This is a genomic window from Microcoleus sp. A6-C6 (assembly GCF_036705955.1).
In the GTDB taxonomy this organism is placed as follows: domain Bacteria; phylum Cyanobacteriota; class Cyanobacteriia; order Cyanobacteriales; family Microcoleaceae; genus Microcoleus.
In genome coordinates, this window is the sequence record NZ_JAUBVR010000044.1 from 36262 (window position 1) to 50968 (window position 14707).

The 14707-nt window shown below is 44.9% G+C and carries 15 protein-coding genes and 2 tRNA genes; 6 read left to right on the forward strand and 11 right to left on the reverse strand.

From position 1 onward, the window contains the following. Window positions 1-12 precede the first annotated feature (12 nt). The 7 genes from QUB52_RS18150 to queG form a co-directional block, all read right to left on the reverse strand. Window positions 13-651, reverse strand: a complete 639-nt coding sequence (locus QUB52_RS18150; protein ID WP_265233881.1) for an HAD-IA family hydrolase — start codon at window positions 649-651, stop codon at window positions 13-15. 75 nt (window positions 652-726) lie between these two features. Continuing rightward, window positions 727-798, reverse strand: a tRNA-OTHER gene (locus tag QUB52_RS18155). Further along, window positions 798-873 (reverse strand) — tRNA-Val (locus QUB52_RS18160). The genes QUB52_RS18155 and QUB52_RS18160 overlap by 1 nt, the downstream gene beginning before the upstream one ends. Before the next feature lie 87 nt (window positions 874-960). Then, the gene (locus tag QUB52_RS18165; RefSeq protein WP_265233880.1) at window positions 961-1185 is read right to left on the reverse strand and encodes a hypothetical protein; all 225 of its coding nucleotides are present in this window, start codon (window positions 1183-1185) and stop codon (window positions 961-963) included. After that, window positions 1145-2320 (reverse strand): SDR family NAD(P)-dependent oxidoreductase, encoded by a 1176-nt coding sequence (locus QUB52_RS18170; RefSeq protein ID WP_332968270.1) that lies wholly within the window; start codon window positions 2318-2320, stop codon window positions 1145-1147. Before QUB52_RS18170 ends, QUB52_RS18165 begins: the two co-directional genes overlap by 41 nt. Before the next feature lie 127 nt (window positions 2321-2447). After that, window positions 2448-3575: a pentapeptide repeat-containing protein gene (locus QUB52_RS18175; RefSeq protein WP_332974321.1), complete on the reverse strand. Its 1128-nt coding sequence runs from the start codon at window positions 3573-3575 to the stop codon at window positions 2448-2450. Window positions 3576-3712: 137 nt separating this feature from the next. Beyond that, entirely contained in the window at window positions 3713-4681 is a 969-nt protein-coding gene (gene queG / locus QUB52_RS18180) for a tRNA epoxyqueuosine(34) reductase QueG (protein ID WP_332974319.1), read from the reverse strand. Between the two features lie 210 nt (window positions 4682-4891). Here queG and QUB52_RS18185 point away from each other — a divergent pair, with 210 nt between their 5' ends. After that, window positions 4892-5854 carry an orange carotenoid protein N-terminal domain-containing protein gene (locus QUB52_RS18185; RefSeq protein WP_265233876.1) on the forward strand — a complete coding sequence of 321 codons (963 nt, stop codon included), beginning with the start codon at window positions 4892-4894 and terminating at the stop codon, window positions 5852-5854. Between the two features lie 329 nt (window positions 5855-6183). Further along, window positions 6184-6615 carry a nuclear transport factor 2 family protein gene (locus tag QUB52_RS18190; protein ID WP_265233875.1) on the forward strand — a complete coding sequence of 144 codons (432 nt, stop codon included), beginning with the start codon at window positions 6184-6186 and terminating at the stop codon, window positions 6613-6615. 392 nt (window positions 6616-7007) lie between these two features. Here QUB52_RS18190 and QUB52_RS18195 read toward each other — a convergent pair whose 3' ends face one another. The 3 genes from QUB52_RS18195 to rsmH all read right to left on the reverse strand — a co-directional run bounded on the left by QUB52_RS18195 (window position 7008) and on the right by rsmH (window position 10576). Beyond that, window positions 7008-7433, reverse strand: coding sequence for an ATP-binding protein (locus tag QUB52_RS18195; protein WP_265233874.1), 426 nt, complete (start codon window positions 7431-7433; stop codon window positions 7008-7010). Window positions 7434-7779: 346 nt separating this feature from the next. Next, the gene (locus QUB52_RS18200; RefSeq protein WP_265233873.1) at window positions 7780-9453 is read right to left on the reverse strand and encodes a SpoIIE family protein phosphatase; all 1674 of its coding nucleotides are present in this window, start codon (window positions 9451-9453) and stop codon (window positions 7780-7782) included. Window positions 9454-9673: 220 nt separating this feature from the next. After that, on the reverse strand, window positions 9674-10576 hold the full coding sequence (rsmH, locus tag QUB52_RS18205; RefSeq protein WP_265233872.1) for a 16S rRNA (cytosine(1402)-N(4))-methyltransferase RsmH: 903 nt from the start codon (window positions 10574-10576) through the stop codon (window positions 9674-9676). Between the two features lie 65 nt (window positions 10577-10641). Here rsmH and QUB52_RS18210 point away from each other — a divergent pair, with 65 nt between their 5' ends. From QUB52_RS18210 to QUB52_RS18225, 4 genes are all read left to right on the forward strand, one after another. Beyond that, window positions 10642-11826 (forward strand): NAD(P)H-quinone oxidoreductase subunit H, encoded by a 1185-nt coding sequence (locus tag QUB52_RS18210; protein ID WP_265233871.1) that lies wholly within the window; start codon window positions 10642-10644, stop codon window positions 11824-11826. A gap of 87 nt (window positions 11827-11913) precedes the next feature. Next, window positions 11914-12252 (forward strand): type II toxin-antitoxin system RelE/ParE family toxin, encoded by a 339-nt coding sequence (locus QUB52_RS18215; protein ID WP_265233870.1) that lies wholly within the window; start codon window positions 11914-11916, stop codon window positions 12250-12252. After that, the gene (locus QUB52_RS18220) at window positions 12245-12598 is read left to right on the forward strand and encodes a helix-turn-helix domain-containing transcriptional regulator (protein WP_265233869.1); all 354 of its coding nucleotides are present in this window, start codon (window positions 12245-12247) and stop codon (window positions 12596-12598) included. The genes QUB52_RS18215 and QUB52_RS18220 overlap by 8 nt, the downstream gene beginning before the upstream one ends. A 122-nt stretch (window positions 12599-12720) precedes the next feature. After that, window positions 12721-13935, forward strand: a complete 1215-nt coding sequence (locus QUB52_RS18225) for a class I SAM-dependent methyltransferase (RefSeq protein ID WP_332974317.1) — start codon at window positions 12721-12723, stop codon at window positions 13933-13935. Window positions 13936-13961: 26 nt separating this feature from the next. On the opposite strand, the gene QUB52_RS18230 is transcribed toward QUB52_RS18225, so the two are convergent. After that, window positions 13962-14609, reverse strand: coding sequence for a hypothetical protein (locus QUB52_RS18230; protein ID WP_332974316.1), 648 nt, complete (start codon window positions 14607-14609; stop codon window positions 13962-13964). Window positions 14610-14707: the final 98 nt, after the last annotated feature.

Genomic DNA, 14707 nt, shown 5'->3' on the forward strand with positions numbered 1-14707 from the left:
TGTTACATAAATTTACACTTGCCTCAGATTACTCATAATCTCGATCAATTCCTGGGGGCGTTCAATCAAAAAATCGGGATTGTGTACAGCCAAAGCCTCCTGAGAATTAAAACCCCAACCTACAGCAATTATCTTAATTCCAGTTTTTTTAGCAGCATCTATATCTCGGATTTCATCTCCCACATAAATGACTTCTTCAGGATTTATATGCTCTCTTTTTAGCCATCTATCAATAACTTTATTTTTTCCAAAAGTTGAACCAGAGTAAATAAAGGTGAAACTGTCTTGCAAACCGTTAATTTCCAGCAATGCTAAGACATTTTCTCTGGAATTAGAGGTGATAATACCCAGTTGAAACCCAAGGCTTTTTAACTCCAGCAAAACTTCTTTAATTCCCGGAAATAATTGAATGTGGGGAATTTCACTGCGCAACTCTGCCTTCAACTTTCTAATCAGCAGCGGGACTTTGAAGATAGAAATGCCAGAATACCTAAGGATTTGCCAAGAAGTTAAATTACTCAGTTGAGCGACTTCCTCTTTTGTCGCAGACTTAAAGCCGAATTCTTCTGACAAACGGTTGGTGATGCTCAGAAGAATGTCGATTGTATCTGCTAAAGTGCCGTCAAAATCAAAAATAATTACTTTGGTCATTGGACAATAGCAAATAAGGAACGGCGAATCTATTCTATATTACCCATTACCTCTTGATTGTTAATGCAAAAAAGATAGCAACGGCGGGAATCGCACCCGCATCTCCCGGTATACTCCAGGGAATTCTACCACTTAAACTACGTTGCTGGTGGCAGCGAACCGAATCAAACGGTTGTCTCTCGCCTTGTAGAGGCGATCGCTCTACCACTAAGCTACACTGCCCCATTTTATTATACATTTTAAATGCAACTATTTGATAATTTCAAAAATAACGCACTCTACAAATAAATAACCATCAAGTAGGGTGTGTCAGTTTGGATAATTATTGTTTCCAACCAATAACCTCAAAACTGACGCACCGCAAAAAAATGGTGCGTCAGCAAGAGATATTTCATGTCTATCAAAATTCTGCCAACTGACGCACCTTACCGATAAATAACCCTTTTGCTTTCTTCCTTTTGCCTTCTTCCTTCTTCCTTCTTCCTTCTCCTTATCACCAGGGCGAATCAGTATAATCTTTAAATAACTTGCCATAAACATAGCGTTTATCATTTATTCCTGCATAAATAGGGTCACAAATGCGCGCCGCCGCATCTATCGCATCAAAAGGAGGTTGAACGCCACGTGCTTGCATCGTTAAAATTTGAGGATAAGGGTGTAGAAAACTTACCCATCCCGGATCGACCGCATTCATAAAAATTTTGTATTTTGCGTACTCTTTGGCGCAGGTGCGAGTCATCATGTTAAGTGATGCTTTGGCCATGTTAGTATGCGGGTGACGCCAAGATTTGTCGCCGTTAAACAGCCCTTCTTTTGAGGAAACATTGACAATATACTTGCTGTTTTCAGGAAAAATATTCATGAGCCTTTTGAGCCTGCTGTTGATAGCAAAAGGAGCAATCGCATTAATTACATGAACTTCTAATAATTCCAAAATGCTCACCTCATCGTCCTTCATCAGCCAACTGTTGAAAGGACGCAAATCCACTTGCTGTCCGTCGCTATCGTACATCCCCAGCGGAAACCAACTAGAGTTATCTTCCTCTGATATCAAGTTCTCTTGCTCTAAAGTCAAGGCTAAAGCACTTGCAGTTTGGTTGTCGGAATCTCCCGGTGCGATCGACTTTTTTGACATATCCCCACCAAGATTATGAGCCAAAAAGTGCGATCGCGCTAACAGCGGCTGAATTTCCGCAGGCAAAACCTCGAAAGGCAGAGCTTCCAAATCCCTCAAATGCTGGTAAAATGCCGGAGGGCGGCGAACAGTTTGAGCAGCATTGTTGACGATAATATCGAGTCGGGGATAGCAACAAGTGAGGTGTTCTGCAAAACGCTCAACCTTGGCAATATATCGCAAATCTAACTCGTAAACGTGCAGGCGATCGCCCCAATCGCCAAAATCAGTTTCAGCAGCATACCTTTTAGCAGCATCGCGAGCAAAACGAGTAGTAACAATTACCGAAGCACCAGCCCTCAGCAACCTCAAAGTTACAGCATACCCAATTTTTACCCTCGCTCCCGTCACCAAAGCAAACAGCCCGTGCAAATTAGCCGTTTCGTTCCGTTTTGCATAATTAACTTCGCCACAATCCAAACACAAACCGCGATAAAAAGAATGCGACTGTTGAAAAATATTCTTGCATACAAAACAGCGTTGCAGTTTATCCATATTCAATCCATAATTGAAATCAAACAAGACTAACTATAGCGGTTCTCAAAAAAGTGAGGAGAGCCTCATGCCCTATGCCCTATGCCCTATGCCGTTCGCGTACCTGATCTTTCTGAGAAAGGCTATATCATGTCCAGGCACATCGCGAAAGATTAGCATCAGTAAAATTTGCCCCATCAATATTAGCTTTTTTCAAATTAGCACCGCTCAGATTAGCATTGCTGAAATTAGCCCCGCTGAGATTTGCTTTCAGGAAAGTTGCTCTTTTCACAACAGCACCGCTGAGATTAGCACCAGCCAAAGTAGCTTTATTAAAATCCGCATCGCACAGGTTAGCTCCAGTAAAATCAGCTTGATAAAAATCAGCATTTGTCAAATCAGTTCTCTCTAGATTAGCACCGCGCAAATTAGCTCTCATAAAACAAGCCCCTGCAAATTTACTCCACCGCAAATTAGCTCCTGCAAAAACAAATCCTTTAAAATTCCAGCCATTCAAGTTAGAGCGAATTAATTTAATCCCCGCCAGATTTGCTCCTGTCAAATTTGCCCCGCCCAGCTCAGCCAGACTCAAATCAGCCCCGCTCAAGTCAGCACCACTCAAATTAGCACCAGTCAAATCAGCTCTACCGAGTTTAGCTTTTTTCAGGATGCTTTGAGATAAATTAACTTCCCGAAAATTAACTGAACGAAGGTTTGCTTGACTGAGATTAGCTCCCTGCAAATCAGCCCCGCTGAGATTCGAGCGGCTCAGGTTAGCGCCGCTCAAATCGGCATTTCTCAGATTAGTTACTTCCAAGTTACTCTGAAAAATTTTGGCTGTTTGCAAATTGCTGCCTTCAAAATTTGCTCCTGCTAAATTTGACTCTCTCAGGTTAGCGCGGCTCAAATTTGCTCCGCTTAAATTTGCCCAACTCAAGTCTACGAAACCGCCCAACAAAAGTAGATTTTGCACTCTCCATTTATTCCAGATTGCTGCACCTTTTTTGAGCAAAATGATTTGTGATTCCTGACCAAATATCGCAGCTGCGGTAGCTCGCACCCGCTCGTCAGCATCGTCAAAAACTGTAATTGCTGCTTCTAAACCTGCTTCTCCGTAGTTGAGAGCCTCTGAAAGTGCTGCTAGCCTTGCTTCAGCTAGCGGGCTTGCTAAGCGCTGCTTGATTCCTGCTATGCCGCCCAATAAAGCAGCATTAATTGGAGGTGGATTTTTACCGCCCAAAATTGCATCGTATTCTGTGGGTTCGTTTGCAGACATGGATTTTAGAAGAAGGAAGTTCGGCAACGGATTCGCTCCGCGGATGTAACGGATGTCAGGAAGAAGGAAAAAAGAGTGGAACTACTTACTACTTACTAATGACTAATGACTACTGACTAATGACTACTGACTGCTGACTAATGACTATTAATTTGACTGGCTTTGGCATTCCGCCGCAGCATTTCGGGTTTAATTCGCCGCAGCGCCGAAGCTGTAAATCTGCGGTTCCACTCCTCATCGGAAATTTCTTCTAATTCTGCAAGTGTCGGTGCTATGTTTTCAGGATAAGGCTCAAATTCTGCAACATCTGTTGGTTTAGCAAATCGCTGATTCCAGGGACAAACATCCTGACAAATGTCGCAACCTGCTACCCAACCTTGTAAATTAGATGCAATTTCGTCGGGCAATTTTTTGGCTCGATTCTCGATCGTATGATAAGCTATGCACCGATCGGCATTCACGACAAAAGGCTCAGTAATAGCTCCCGTCGGACACGCCTCGATGCAGCGAGTACAAGTACCGCAATGTTCAGTGTGTGGCGCATCGGGCGCTAACTCCAGATTAGTCAAGATTTCGCCCAAAAACACCCAAGAACCGTATTCCCGCGAAATTACATTACCATTTTTAGCAATCCAGCCAATCCCTGCACGCTGCGCCCACATTTTATCCTGAATCGGCCCGGTGTCAGCATAATACCGCGCTTCAATTCCCTCAGCTTGCGATCGCACCCAATTTGCCAAAAGCTTCAGTTTTTTGTGCAGAATTTTGTGATAATCCCGTCCCCAGCCGTAGCGAGAGATCTTAGCATACTCGATCGCTGCATCGTCCCCCACCTCAAACGGGGGATTATCGGGGCGTTGGTGAGGCGTGTAGTAGTTGATGGCTACACATATCACTGACTGTACATCTGGCATGAGCGATCGAATATCCAACCGTTTCGGGTTTGCCATCCATGCCATGTCTGCCTGATAACCCTTGTCCAACCAAGCCTGCAATCTTTGTGCATCTACCTGCGTTTCTTCCTGTGCTGAGGCGAACCCGACTTTGTGAAATCCCAACTCTAGGGCTTTTTGCTTAATGAGATCGCTATTAATTGATATTTTCATAAGTAAGGAACCATATCACAAAATGCGTAATAAGTCTATTAATATTTAGAATGATTTTATCCAAACATTCATAATACTTTCAAAATCTTTATATTTATAAATTTGAACTCTAATTTGTCAAAAACGTTACATAATTTAAATTAAGGGAGAGTTAGATTCGCACATTTCAAATACGCAAGTAAAACCCACAGCGAATCCCAAAGTATATACATGGCAGTTAGTATTCAATCCGCTCAATCTATTTTCTCCAACACCGAGATTGCTAGCGCTGTTCCGGCTACCACGGACTCGTTCTACAAACTCAGCGTTGAAGACCAACTCGCACTACTCTGGTATGCCTACACCGAAATGGGCATTTCCATCACCGCAGCAGCTCCGGGAGTAGCCAGCATGGCGCTTGTCGAAGGCGTCCTGAACGAAATCAAGCAGATGTCGCCGGATGCTCAAAGCAAAACCATGTTTGACCTCGCCAGCAACGCCGACACCACCATCGGCCGGATTTACACATCCCTGCGCGTCAACACCAAACTCGGTTTCTGGTACGAGTTGGGACAGTTGATGAAACAGGGCGCTGTCGCTCCGATCCCCGCAGGCTATCAAATGTCTGCCGAAGCCACCAAAGTTCTTGAAACCATCAAGAAACTCGATCCGGGTCAGCAAATTACTGTACTGCGTAACACCGTAGTTCACATGGGCTACGACCCCGATTTCAGCCAAGAATACGGCAAACGCTCGGCTCCTCGCAGCACTCCCACCGCGGCCGCAGAGCGGGTGAAAACCAAGATTGAGGGTATCAGCGAGCTGACAGTGCTCAGCTACATCGACTACATGAACGCCTTCGACTTCACCCCAGCCGTCGGTTTATTTGCTGAAGAAGGTGCCCTACAACCGCCTTTCCAAAAGCCGATCGTCGGTCGCGAAGCCATCCTCAACTATATGCGGGAAGAGTGTATCGGACTGAAAATGATGCCCGAACAAGGTGTATCGGAGCCCGCAGAAGATGGCTACCGCCAAGTCAAAGTTACCGGCAAAGTCGAAACTCCTTGGTTCGGCGCGAATGTGGGTATGAACATCGCATGGCGGTTTATGCTTGATCCTCAAGGTCAAATTTTCTTTGTGGCGATCGACTTGTTGGCATCTCCTAAAGAATTGCTCAACCTGATGCGCAAATAGAATATTCTGGTTGGCTTCAGTAAAACAGACTGGTGCAGAAACCCAGATGCCTTCTGGTGTCTGGGTTTTTACTATTTTTGATTTTCGCGTTGAAGATTTTATAATTGGCAATTACTGACTGTATAAGGGTTTGGAGCGCGGGTCTACAATTGTATACTTTTTTTAAAATAATATTAATTTCGGTCGATCGCTCTTTTAGCTGCGATCGGTATCGCGGCTTATTCCTTTTGTAATATAATTTATCCTCACCCTACTTATATCTTTTGAGGGATTTGCTGGGCAAAAGAGAATGATTAGAGTATATTCATTCATTTGCAATCACTTCTTTTATGACCGCCACAACTCGACCTATTTTAACTCGCTCTATAAATATGGCCGGCCTCACAAAGCCTGCGGTACAGGGATATTTTGAAACTTTCAACGCGGGCGATTTTGCAGCGACCACTAATTTGTTTGCTGAGGACGGAGTTCTGCACGCGCCGTTTGAAGAGCCAATTATCGGTAAAAGCTCGATCGCCACTTATCTAAAAACAGAAGCGCGAGGAATGCAGCTCGAACCCCAGCAAAGTGTAAGCAAAATTTTAGAAAATGACACAGTTGAAATTCAGGTCAGCGGCCGAGTGCAAACTGCCGCATTTGGGATTAATGTCGGATGGGTGTTCCTACTTAATCATCAGCAAGAAATCCTTTCTGTCACCGTCAAACTATTAGCGTCTCCCCAAGAATTGCTCAGTCTGCGGCCTAAGAAATTTGATCCTTAATATAGGAATGTTCAAAGGAGTGAGGGACTGATTGGCAATTGGTGATTGGTAATTGGCAATTGGCAATTGCTAATTGGTAAGAATGCTACCGCAATCAAATTATAAAAACCCGGTTTCTTTGGTATTTGTGGCCAATTCAGGCAGAAACCGGGTTTTTCACCCAAATCTGTGCTGAAGCGCCACCAATGGTAAAAAAACCCGGTTTCTTCGGTATTTCTGCATCTACGAGTGTGCTAACAAATTTATAGTCTCTTAGAGAGGGACGAGACTTCACAAAAAATTGGCTGTCACCGCACGGTGCGACAGACAACCACTAAAATCAAAAAACATTGTCAATCACTAATGACTAATCACTAATAACTAATGACTAATCACTAATCACTAACAGCTAATTAAGAAGATTTTTCTGGCAAACTAGCTTCCAACTTCAGACAGTTGCGACCGTCTAGTTGCAAACTGTAGTCCACGCGATCCATAAGTCTGCTCATAATCAGCCAGCCATAGCCACTTTCCTGTTTAGCTTCCGGTCTCGGAGGACTGTAAGTATCCATTTCGTAACCTTTACCGTAATCCCAAATTTCTAAACCAATATCCCGATTTTTTAAATTCAAGCGAATTAACACGGGTAAGTTGGGTTGATCTTTGTGAGCATGGCGGATCACGTTAGAATAGGCTTCTGCTAACACCAAGCGCAAACGATTCGACTGACGCGGCCAATCGATGTGCTCTCCTAGCTCAACTTCCAAACTGCTTAGCAACCAATTTTCAACAATTGTTAAAAACCGCAAGTCGCTTGGTACCTGAAGCTCAGTATTCATAAAAAAATCCTGTAAGTTTAGAAATCCTGTGTTTTCAGACCAGGGATGAAATACGATGCGCCGAATTTATTTGGCGTTAATATTTGCCGCTACATGGAGGGTACTCAATACCGGGCGATCGATCCAATAGACTTTTTTTGAAAGCATCGATCAAAAAGCATCAGTTAAGAGTTAGGCTTTGAGGCGCTAGTTCTGTAACTTTTGCCGTTAGCGAAGCCCGCCCTACGGGAGCTACGCCAACGAAGAGGATCGCCCAGTCCCATCTGGTAATCTGTAAGCTGTCAACTGAGGCTTTGGGTTTTTGAGACCCGAAGCCCCGACTAAAAGTCGGGAGTTGCTGACAGATTCAGAGAACCTCCAGAGAGAGTATGGTTTGGTCATCTTCCTGAACGGGATTGTCAGCTCGGATGTAGGCCAACAAATTGTCCAAGTTGATGGAACCAGGCTCCTCAATCAAGAGTTGCCAAAGCCCTTCTTGTTGTAGCATAGAACGGGTTGGTTCGCCCCCTGCGATCGCCGCAGTGGTCACGCTAGCTTCAGTAATCCCGTCACTCGTCAGCAGAAAAACATCTCCTGACTTTAAGTCGATAGCACCGGCTTTACCTTTCCAAACTGGCAGTATCCCCAAGGGAATGCCGCGAGCTTTCAGGAAATTCGGCTCTGCTGGCGTTAAACCGCTAGCAGTCTGAGCTTTCACGTCAGAATTCGACCAAACAATCGGGTAAATGTGACCGGCATTAGCAAAAGCCAAGTGTCCCGTTGACGGAGTGTAACGAGCTACAACCATTGTAATAAAATGGTTGTTGCCGATCAGGTCGTCAGACATAGTGCTATTCATATTCTGCATAACTCGATCGGGTTCAGGAGAAACTTCTTGAGAAAGTTCTCGCCGCATCACCGAAATCGCGCTAGCCATAAATAGAGCAGCCGGAACGCCCTTACCCGAAACATCACCCACCGCTATCCAAATATCCCCTTGCGAGTGGACATAGACTTCAAAAAAGTCGCCACCCACTGCGCGTGCAGGATAACAACAAGCTTGCACCCTGACAGTTTCAAAATCCGGCCAACTTTGGCGCAACAAGTTTGTTTGGATTTGGCGAGCCACTTCCAACTCATTTTGCATCTGCTGGGCTAAATCCAGAGTGCGCTGGTAGAGCTTAGCTTGGGAGAGGGCGAGAGCCGCTTGAGCCGCCACACCTTCTATTAACTCTATATCTTCTGCCGACCAAGGATTAGTCCCGCCTTGCTGACACAGAGCCAGTATCCCCAGCAAATCTTGCTGATAAGTCAGAGGTACAGCAATCTCAACCGAGTTACCGTCACCCCCACTGTTGGCGTTGACTTGAGTTTGGCGGCTAGCTACGGCCTGAACCAGCAAATTTTCATCAAAAGAAAAGCTGCTGGGTTCGGTGGTTTGGGCTTGGTAGGGAAAGGTACTCGGTAATAGTCGATCGCCATCTACTGGCCGCAGCATACAATAGTTGGCCTCAAAAGTTTGACCTACGGTTTGAACAATAGTTTGTACCATACTAGAGTAATCTAGCGACCCGCGAATCACGCTCATCACCTCATTAAACAGAGATTCTTTGCGTAAAGCGCGGCGCAGTGAAACGCTGCGCTGCTTGTAGTATTTGTAAGTTTCTGACGCTTGATTGATAACTGATTTCAGTTCTTCCGGATTCCACGGTTTGGTGATGTACTTGAAAACTTGACCAGCGTTAATAGCCTCAACCAAATCTTCAACATCTGTGTATCCAGTCAGCAGAATCCGAATCGTATCAGGAAAGCGATCGACTGTTTTCCCCAAAAACTCGGTGCCATTCATTTCAGGCATCCGCTGGTCAGATATAATCACCGCCATCTCGCCCTGTGCGTCTAGAACTTCCAGGGCGCTGAGAGCGCTATCTGCTTTGTAAACCTGAAAATCGCGTCGAAACGTCCGGTACAGCAAATCCAAGTTGTCGGGTTCGTCATCGACTACCATTAGTTTCAGTTTGCTTCCATCTCCCCGACTCATGTTATTCCCTACTCCTAGGCGAATTAATCAGGTCTAAAACTAGCTTGTCAAATACCCTCTTCTGATTCAGCGGAGCCGAATCTGCGTGAGGGCTTCGGGTTTTATAGGTCAGTGCCATGTTTAGTGATACCACAAGGAAGTTCGGAACTTGCATCCGGGCTCGGTCTTACCAGACTTCGCCTTGGTTTGGAGCTCGTGCTTGACTTTCCTTGCTGCCGAATCAAGTTAATTTTTCTGCCAGTCTGAGCTTAGCAGAACGAGAGCGGGGATTTCTAGCTACTTCTTCCGATTGTGGCACGATCGGCTTTTTTGTCAGTACCTGCAAACAGTCTGTTGCTCTCAATTGGTGCTTAACCGGTCTGTCTTCGAGGCTGTGAAAAGTAATAATTCCGATTCTCCCACCGGGTTTCAACCAATTTGGCGCTTCCTTGAGAAAAGTGTCTAAAGAAGCGAGTTCGGAGTTGACGGCTATCCTCAAAGCTTGGAAAGTGCGGGTGGCGGGATGGATTCTACCGTTGCGCTGCTTGGGTGGGAAGCTGCTAGCGATCGCCCCTGCGAGTTCTGTAGTAGTTTCAAAAGGACGTTGTGCGACAATCCGCCTCGCGATGCGCCGCGACAGTCGTTCCTCACCGTACTTGTAAATAATATCTGCCAGTTTAACTTCTTCCCAGTGATTGATAATCTCTTCTGCCGTCAAAGATTGCTGCTGATTCATACGCATATCTAGTTGAGCAGGGTGGCGAAAACTAAAGCCTCGTTCCGGTGTATCGAACTGAGCCGAGCTAACGCCCAAGTCTGCTATAATACCATCAAATTCGGCATCAGGAGACTGATATTCAGCAAAATTGCCGTGCCAAAACTCGACGGGATCGTTGGCAAATCGGGCTTTGCAAAAACGGATGGCTTCTTCGTCGCGATCGATCGCCACCACACTCACATCAGCCGCCGCCGCTAAAATCAAACTCGTGTGTCCGCCGCCCCCAAGCGTCGCATCCAAATAGCGCCCACCCGGACGCACCGCTAAACCCGCAATTAACTCGGTGGCCAAAACAGAAACGTGATAAGCCTCAATACTCACATCTGATTCAGGAGTCTCCTTCTCAGACGGCTCGATATCCTTCATAATCTATACAAGCGAAACAAAAATCAACAATAGACTGACTAATTACCAATCATTAATTATCAATTATGTCAAGAATTGAGACAAGAACCGAACCAATGGTGCTCAACATGGGCCCGCACCACCCATCCATGCACGGGGTACTGCGGTTAATTGTCACCCTGGACGGCGAAGATGTAGTAGACTGCGAGCCTGTTTTAGGCTATCTGCACCGCGGCATGGAAAAAATTGCCGAAAACCGCACCAACGTGATGTACGTGCCCTACGTCAGCCGCTGGGACTACGCTGCGGGGATGTTTAACGAAGCGGTGACAGTCAATGCACCGGAAAAGTTAGCCAATATTGCTGTCCCCAAACGGGCGAGTTACATTCGGGTAATCATGCTGGAGTTGAACCGAATTGCGAACCACTTGATGTGGGTAGGGCCGTTTTTGGCGGACGTGGGCGCGCAAACTCCATTTTTCTATACTATGCGCGATCGCGAACCAATTCTCGATTTGTGGGAAGCAGCCACCGGCTACCGCATGGTAAACAACAACTACTTCCGCATCGGCGGAGTAGCAGCAGATTTACCCTACGGCTGGGTAGACAAATGCGAAGATTTCTGCGATTACTTCCTGCCAAAAATTGACGAATACGAACGTTTAATCACCAACAACCCTATCTTCCGCCGCCGGATTGAAGGTTTGGGTACAATTTCCCGCGCCGAAGCGATTAACTGGGGACTATCGGGCCCGATGTTGCGCGGTTCCGGCGTCAATTGGGATTTGCGGAAAGTTGACCATTACGAATGTTATGACGACTTCGAGTGGGATGTTTGCACCGAAGCTGCTGGCGATTGTTTAGCCCGGTACTTAGTCCGAATTCGGGAGATGCGCGAGTCAGTTAAAATCCTCTATCAAGCCTTGAAAGGACTCCCCGGCGGCCCTTACGAAAACTTGGAAGCCAAGCGCTTAGAAAGCGGCCCAAAATCTGAGTGGAACAGTTTCGACTATCAGTTTATTGGCAAAAAAGTAGCGCCAACTTTCAAAATTCCCAAGGGCGAACATTACGTGCGGGTTGAAAGCGGTAAGGGTGAGTTAGGAATCTATATTATCGGCGATGACAGCGTGTTTCCTTGGCGCTGGAAGATTCGGGCTGCTGATTTCAATAATTTGCAGATTTTGCCCCACATCGTGCGCGGTGTAAAGATTGCGGACTTGGTGGCTATCCTGGGTAGTATCGATATTATCATGGGTTCGGTCGATCGGTAGAAGCAAAAGGGCGATCGTATTTTTTGGCTACTTGCTAAGGAGTGCGATCGCTACTTTGTTGCAGATGGCGATCGGCTATTATAAATTATGGAAGCTCAACCAAAAGAAATTCAGCGTTACGTCACACCAGACGGCCAAATTCCTTTTACAGAATGGTTAAAAGCTCTTCGAGATCTCAAAGCTGAAGCCAAGATTCGCGGGAGACTAGACAGAATTAAGCTCGGAAATTTGGGAGACTTTCGCTCAGTTGGAGCCGGTGTTTTTGAATTAAAAATTGACTGGGGCCCCGGCTACCGCGTCTACTTTGGACAAATAGAGCAAACGATTGTTCTCATACTCTGCGGTGGAGATAAAAGCACTCAAGATCGAGATATTCGTAAAGCTATTGAATATTGGATAGATTACAGGAGTCGAGACAATGCTTAAAAGTGTAAATTACCAAGACGACTTGATGGAATTCCTCAAAAAACCTGAAGCGGCGGCTGCTTATATCGAGGCGATTTTGGAAGAAAAAAATGTAGAAGCTGAACTCTTGTCACTAGCACTTAGCAATATGGTTGAGGCTCGCGGGGGTGTAATTCATCTTTCAGATGTAGCTAAGTTGGACTATGAAAAGTTAACAAATTTGCTCTCAAAAACAGGAGGAGATGAAGTTTATCTGTTGGTGGCGTTGCTGGATGCTTTGGGACTTCAGCTAAAAATAGGGGTTAAGTCTGATAGTTCAATATTTAAAAGTGAGAGCGATAACGTTGTCCAAACTAGCTTACTCTAGGATAAAAAAAATTGCAGAACATCAATATTTCTCTCTTCCCTCATCCTCTGTGTCCTCTGCGCCCTCTGCGGTTAAAAAAATCTTTATTTCATAAATAAAATAACATCAACCTTAATTTAATTATGACAGTCCAGCAATCAAATATCAATGACAGTAACCCAGAACTCTGCGCTTTAATCAGCGAAAGAATTGCAGCCACTCCGCAGCAGCGCATAACCTTTGCGGAATACATGGATTTAGCATTATATCACCCGCAGTATGGTTACTATAATGGCGATCGACCAAACATCGGCAAACAAGGCGATTTTATCACCTCACCTCATTGGAGTGCTGATTTTGCCGAAGTTTTGGGCGAGCAATTTGTGGAAATGTGGCAAATTCTCGGTAAACCTGATACTTTTGCGATCGTAGAAATGGGCGCTGGGCGGGGAACATTTGCCGCACATTTGCTGCAATATTTGCAACTAAAATATCCCGATTTATTTAAAAGCTTAGAATACATTATTGTTGAAATTTCGCCCGTTTTGCTTGCACAACAGCAGCGACAATTAGCCGAATTCAAAATAGTAAAGTGGTGCAATTGGGATGAAATAGCTAATAACTCTATCGTCGGCTGCTTTTTTTCTAACGAATTAGTCGATGCTTTTCCCGTGCATCAGTTTATTTTAGAAAAAGGGCAAATTAGGGAGATTTACGTTGCCGCAGCCGAAGAACAAAACAAAGAATCTGGAAGCAAGTTTATTGAAGTAGCCGGAGAACTTTCAAACCCTAAAATTCCTGAATATTTTGATTTAGTCGGAATAGATTTGTCCGCGACCGTCTATGCAGATGGTTATCGCAGCGAAGTCAATTTAGCAGCTTTAGACTGGATTGAAACAGTTGCCAAAAAATTGCAGCGCGGTTATCTATTAACAATTGATTACGGACATCCGGCGCACCGCTATTACAATCCGAGACGCACAGAGGGAACGCTGCAATGTTATTACCGCCACCGCTATCACAGCAATCCTTATATTAACGTGGGGCGGCAGGATTTAACAGCCCATGCTGATTTTACGGCGCTGGAAAAACAAGGGGAATTGTGCGATTTGGAGGTAATGGGTTTTACTCAGCAGGCTTTGTTTTTAATGATATTGGGTGTGGGCGATCGAATTGCTTCTCTGTCTGCAAATGATGCAGAAGTATTGGATTTGACAACGTTTTTGCGCCGCAGGGAAGCGTTGCATCAATTGATCGATCCGATGGGTTTGGGAGGATTTGGGGTTTTGGTGCAGTGTAAGGGGTTGAAGGAGGATGAGAAAGGTCAAAAAGTCAAAGGTTTGAGAGTACCTGATTGATTATTTGGTTGATTTATGCACATTAATTACGCAAGCTTACTCAGCGGCGGAAAATCCCATTTCCCTGAATATAAAGTAGATGGCAACTTTAAACAATAGGCAGCAGGAATCACCTCAATCAACCACCAATTAAACATATCTCGTCTGGCTTCAGTAAAACCAGAAATGGCATCACCAGTAATGGCATCATACATAATATCTAAGATGGCATTATAGGCTGTTTTGCTGTTGAGTGTTTGCAGCAAGCCGTAGAAAATATTATAAGCTTCGTCAGTAGCTTGATATTTTCCTATTTTGTTGATATTAGGAAACAAGGTATCTGCCCAAGTTTCTGGGATTTCACAACCATCCTTCAGCCAACAAGATACAATTCCTTCAACGATATCAGCCTTGTGTTCTTCAGGAAAGTAATGTTTAATGGTCGGTTTAGCTGCTAATGCTATTCCATAAGCCATATAGACGTATCGCTGATGGGATATTGCATCATCAGGCATTCCAAAAGCCGTCATTACTTCTACAAAAGCTTCTTCTACATTGCACTTTCCACCTCGTTCGTATAAATCGTCATATTTTCTGTCCCAAACCGTCTGAAGTGTTTGCTTTAATTGCTCTGGAATAATTGAGTTGCTGGGCAATTTAAAATCGGTGTAGTGACCTAGAGCAAACTTTATCATTGACTTTCCCTCCTTATAGTACAATACGGTTTACTTAAGGCAGGACAAGAGGTAAACTAGGTATCGTGTACAAAAAAGAGAACCAGTACAGTGAATTA

Excerpts from the sequence above, each read along its gene's own strand:
- QUB52_RS18220 (WP_265233869.1), top strand. The coding sequence starts at position 12,245 with ATGCTTAAAAGTGTAAATTACCAAGACGACTTGATGGAATTCCTCAAA.
- QUB52_RS18150 (WP_265233881.1), bottom strand. The coding sequence starts at position 651 with ATGACCAAAGTAATTATTTTTGATTTTGACGGCACTTTAGCAGATACA.
- QUB52_RS18175 (WP_332974321.1), bottom strand. The coding sequence starts at position 3,575 with ATGTCTGCAAACGAACCCACAGAATACGATGCAATTTTGGGCGGTAAA.
- QUB52_RS18170 (WP_332968270.1), bottom strand. The coding sequence starts at position 2,320 with ATGGATAAACTGCAACGCTGTTTTGTATGCAAGAATATTTTTCAACAG.
- QUB52_RS18165 (WP_265233880.1), bottom strand. The coding sequence starts at position 1,185 with ATGGCAAGTTATTTAAAGATTATACTGATTCGCCCTGGTGATAAGGAG.
- QUB52_RS18190 (WP_265233875.1), top strand. The coding sequence starts at position 6,184 with ATGACCGCCACAACTCGACCTATTTTAACTCGCTCTATAAATATGGCC.
- QUB52_RS18230 (WP_332974316.1), bottom strand. The coding sequence starts at position 14,609 with ATGATAAAGTTTGCTCTAGGTCACTACACCGATTTTAAATTGCCCAGC.
- QUB52_RS18215 (WP_265233870.1), top strand. The coding sequence starts at position 11,914 with ATGGAAGCTCAACCAAAAGAAATTCAGCGTTACGTCACACCAGACGGC.
- QUB52_RS18200 (WP_265233873.1), bottom strand. The coding sequence starts at position 9,453 with ATGAGTCGGGGAGATGGAAGCAAACTGAAACTAATGGTAGTCGATGAC.
- rsmH (WP_265233872.1), bottom strand. The coding sequence starts at position 10,576 with ATGAAGGATATCGAGCCGTCTGAGAAGGAGACTCCTGAATCAGATGTG.
- QUB52_RS18210 (WP_265233871.1), top strand. The coding sequence starts at position 10,642 with ATGTCAAGAATTGAGACAAGAACCGAACCAATGGTGCTCAACATGGGC.
- QUB52_RS18195 (WP_265233874.1), bottom strand. The coding sequence starts at position 7,433 with ATGAATACTGAGCTTCAGGTACCAAGCGACTTGCGGTTTTTAACAATT.
- QUB52_RS18185 (WP_265233876.1), top strand. The coding sequence starts at position 4,892 with ATGGCAGTTAGTATTCAATCCGCTCAATCTATTTTCTCCAACACCGAG.
- queG (WP_332974319.1), bottom strand. The coding sequence starts at position 4,681 with ATGAAAATATCAATTAATAGCGATCTCATTAAGCAAAAAGCCCTAGAG.
- QUB52_RS18225 (WP_332974317.1), top strand. The coding sequence starts at position 12,721 with ATGACAGTCCAGCAATCAAATATCAATGACAGTAACCCAGAACTCTGC.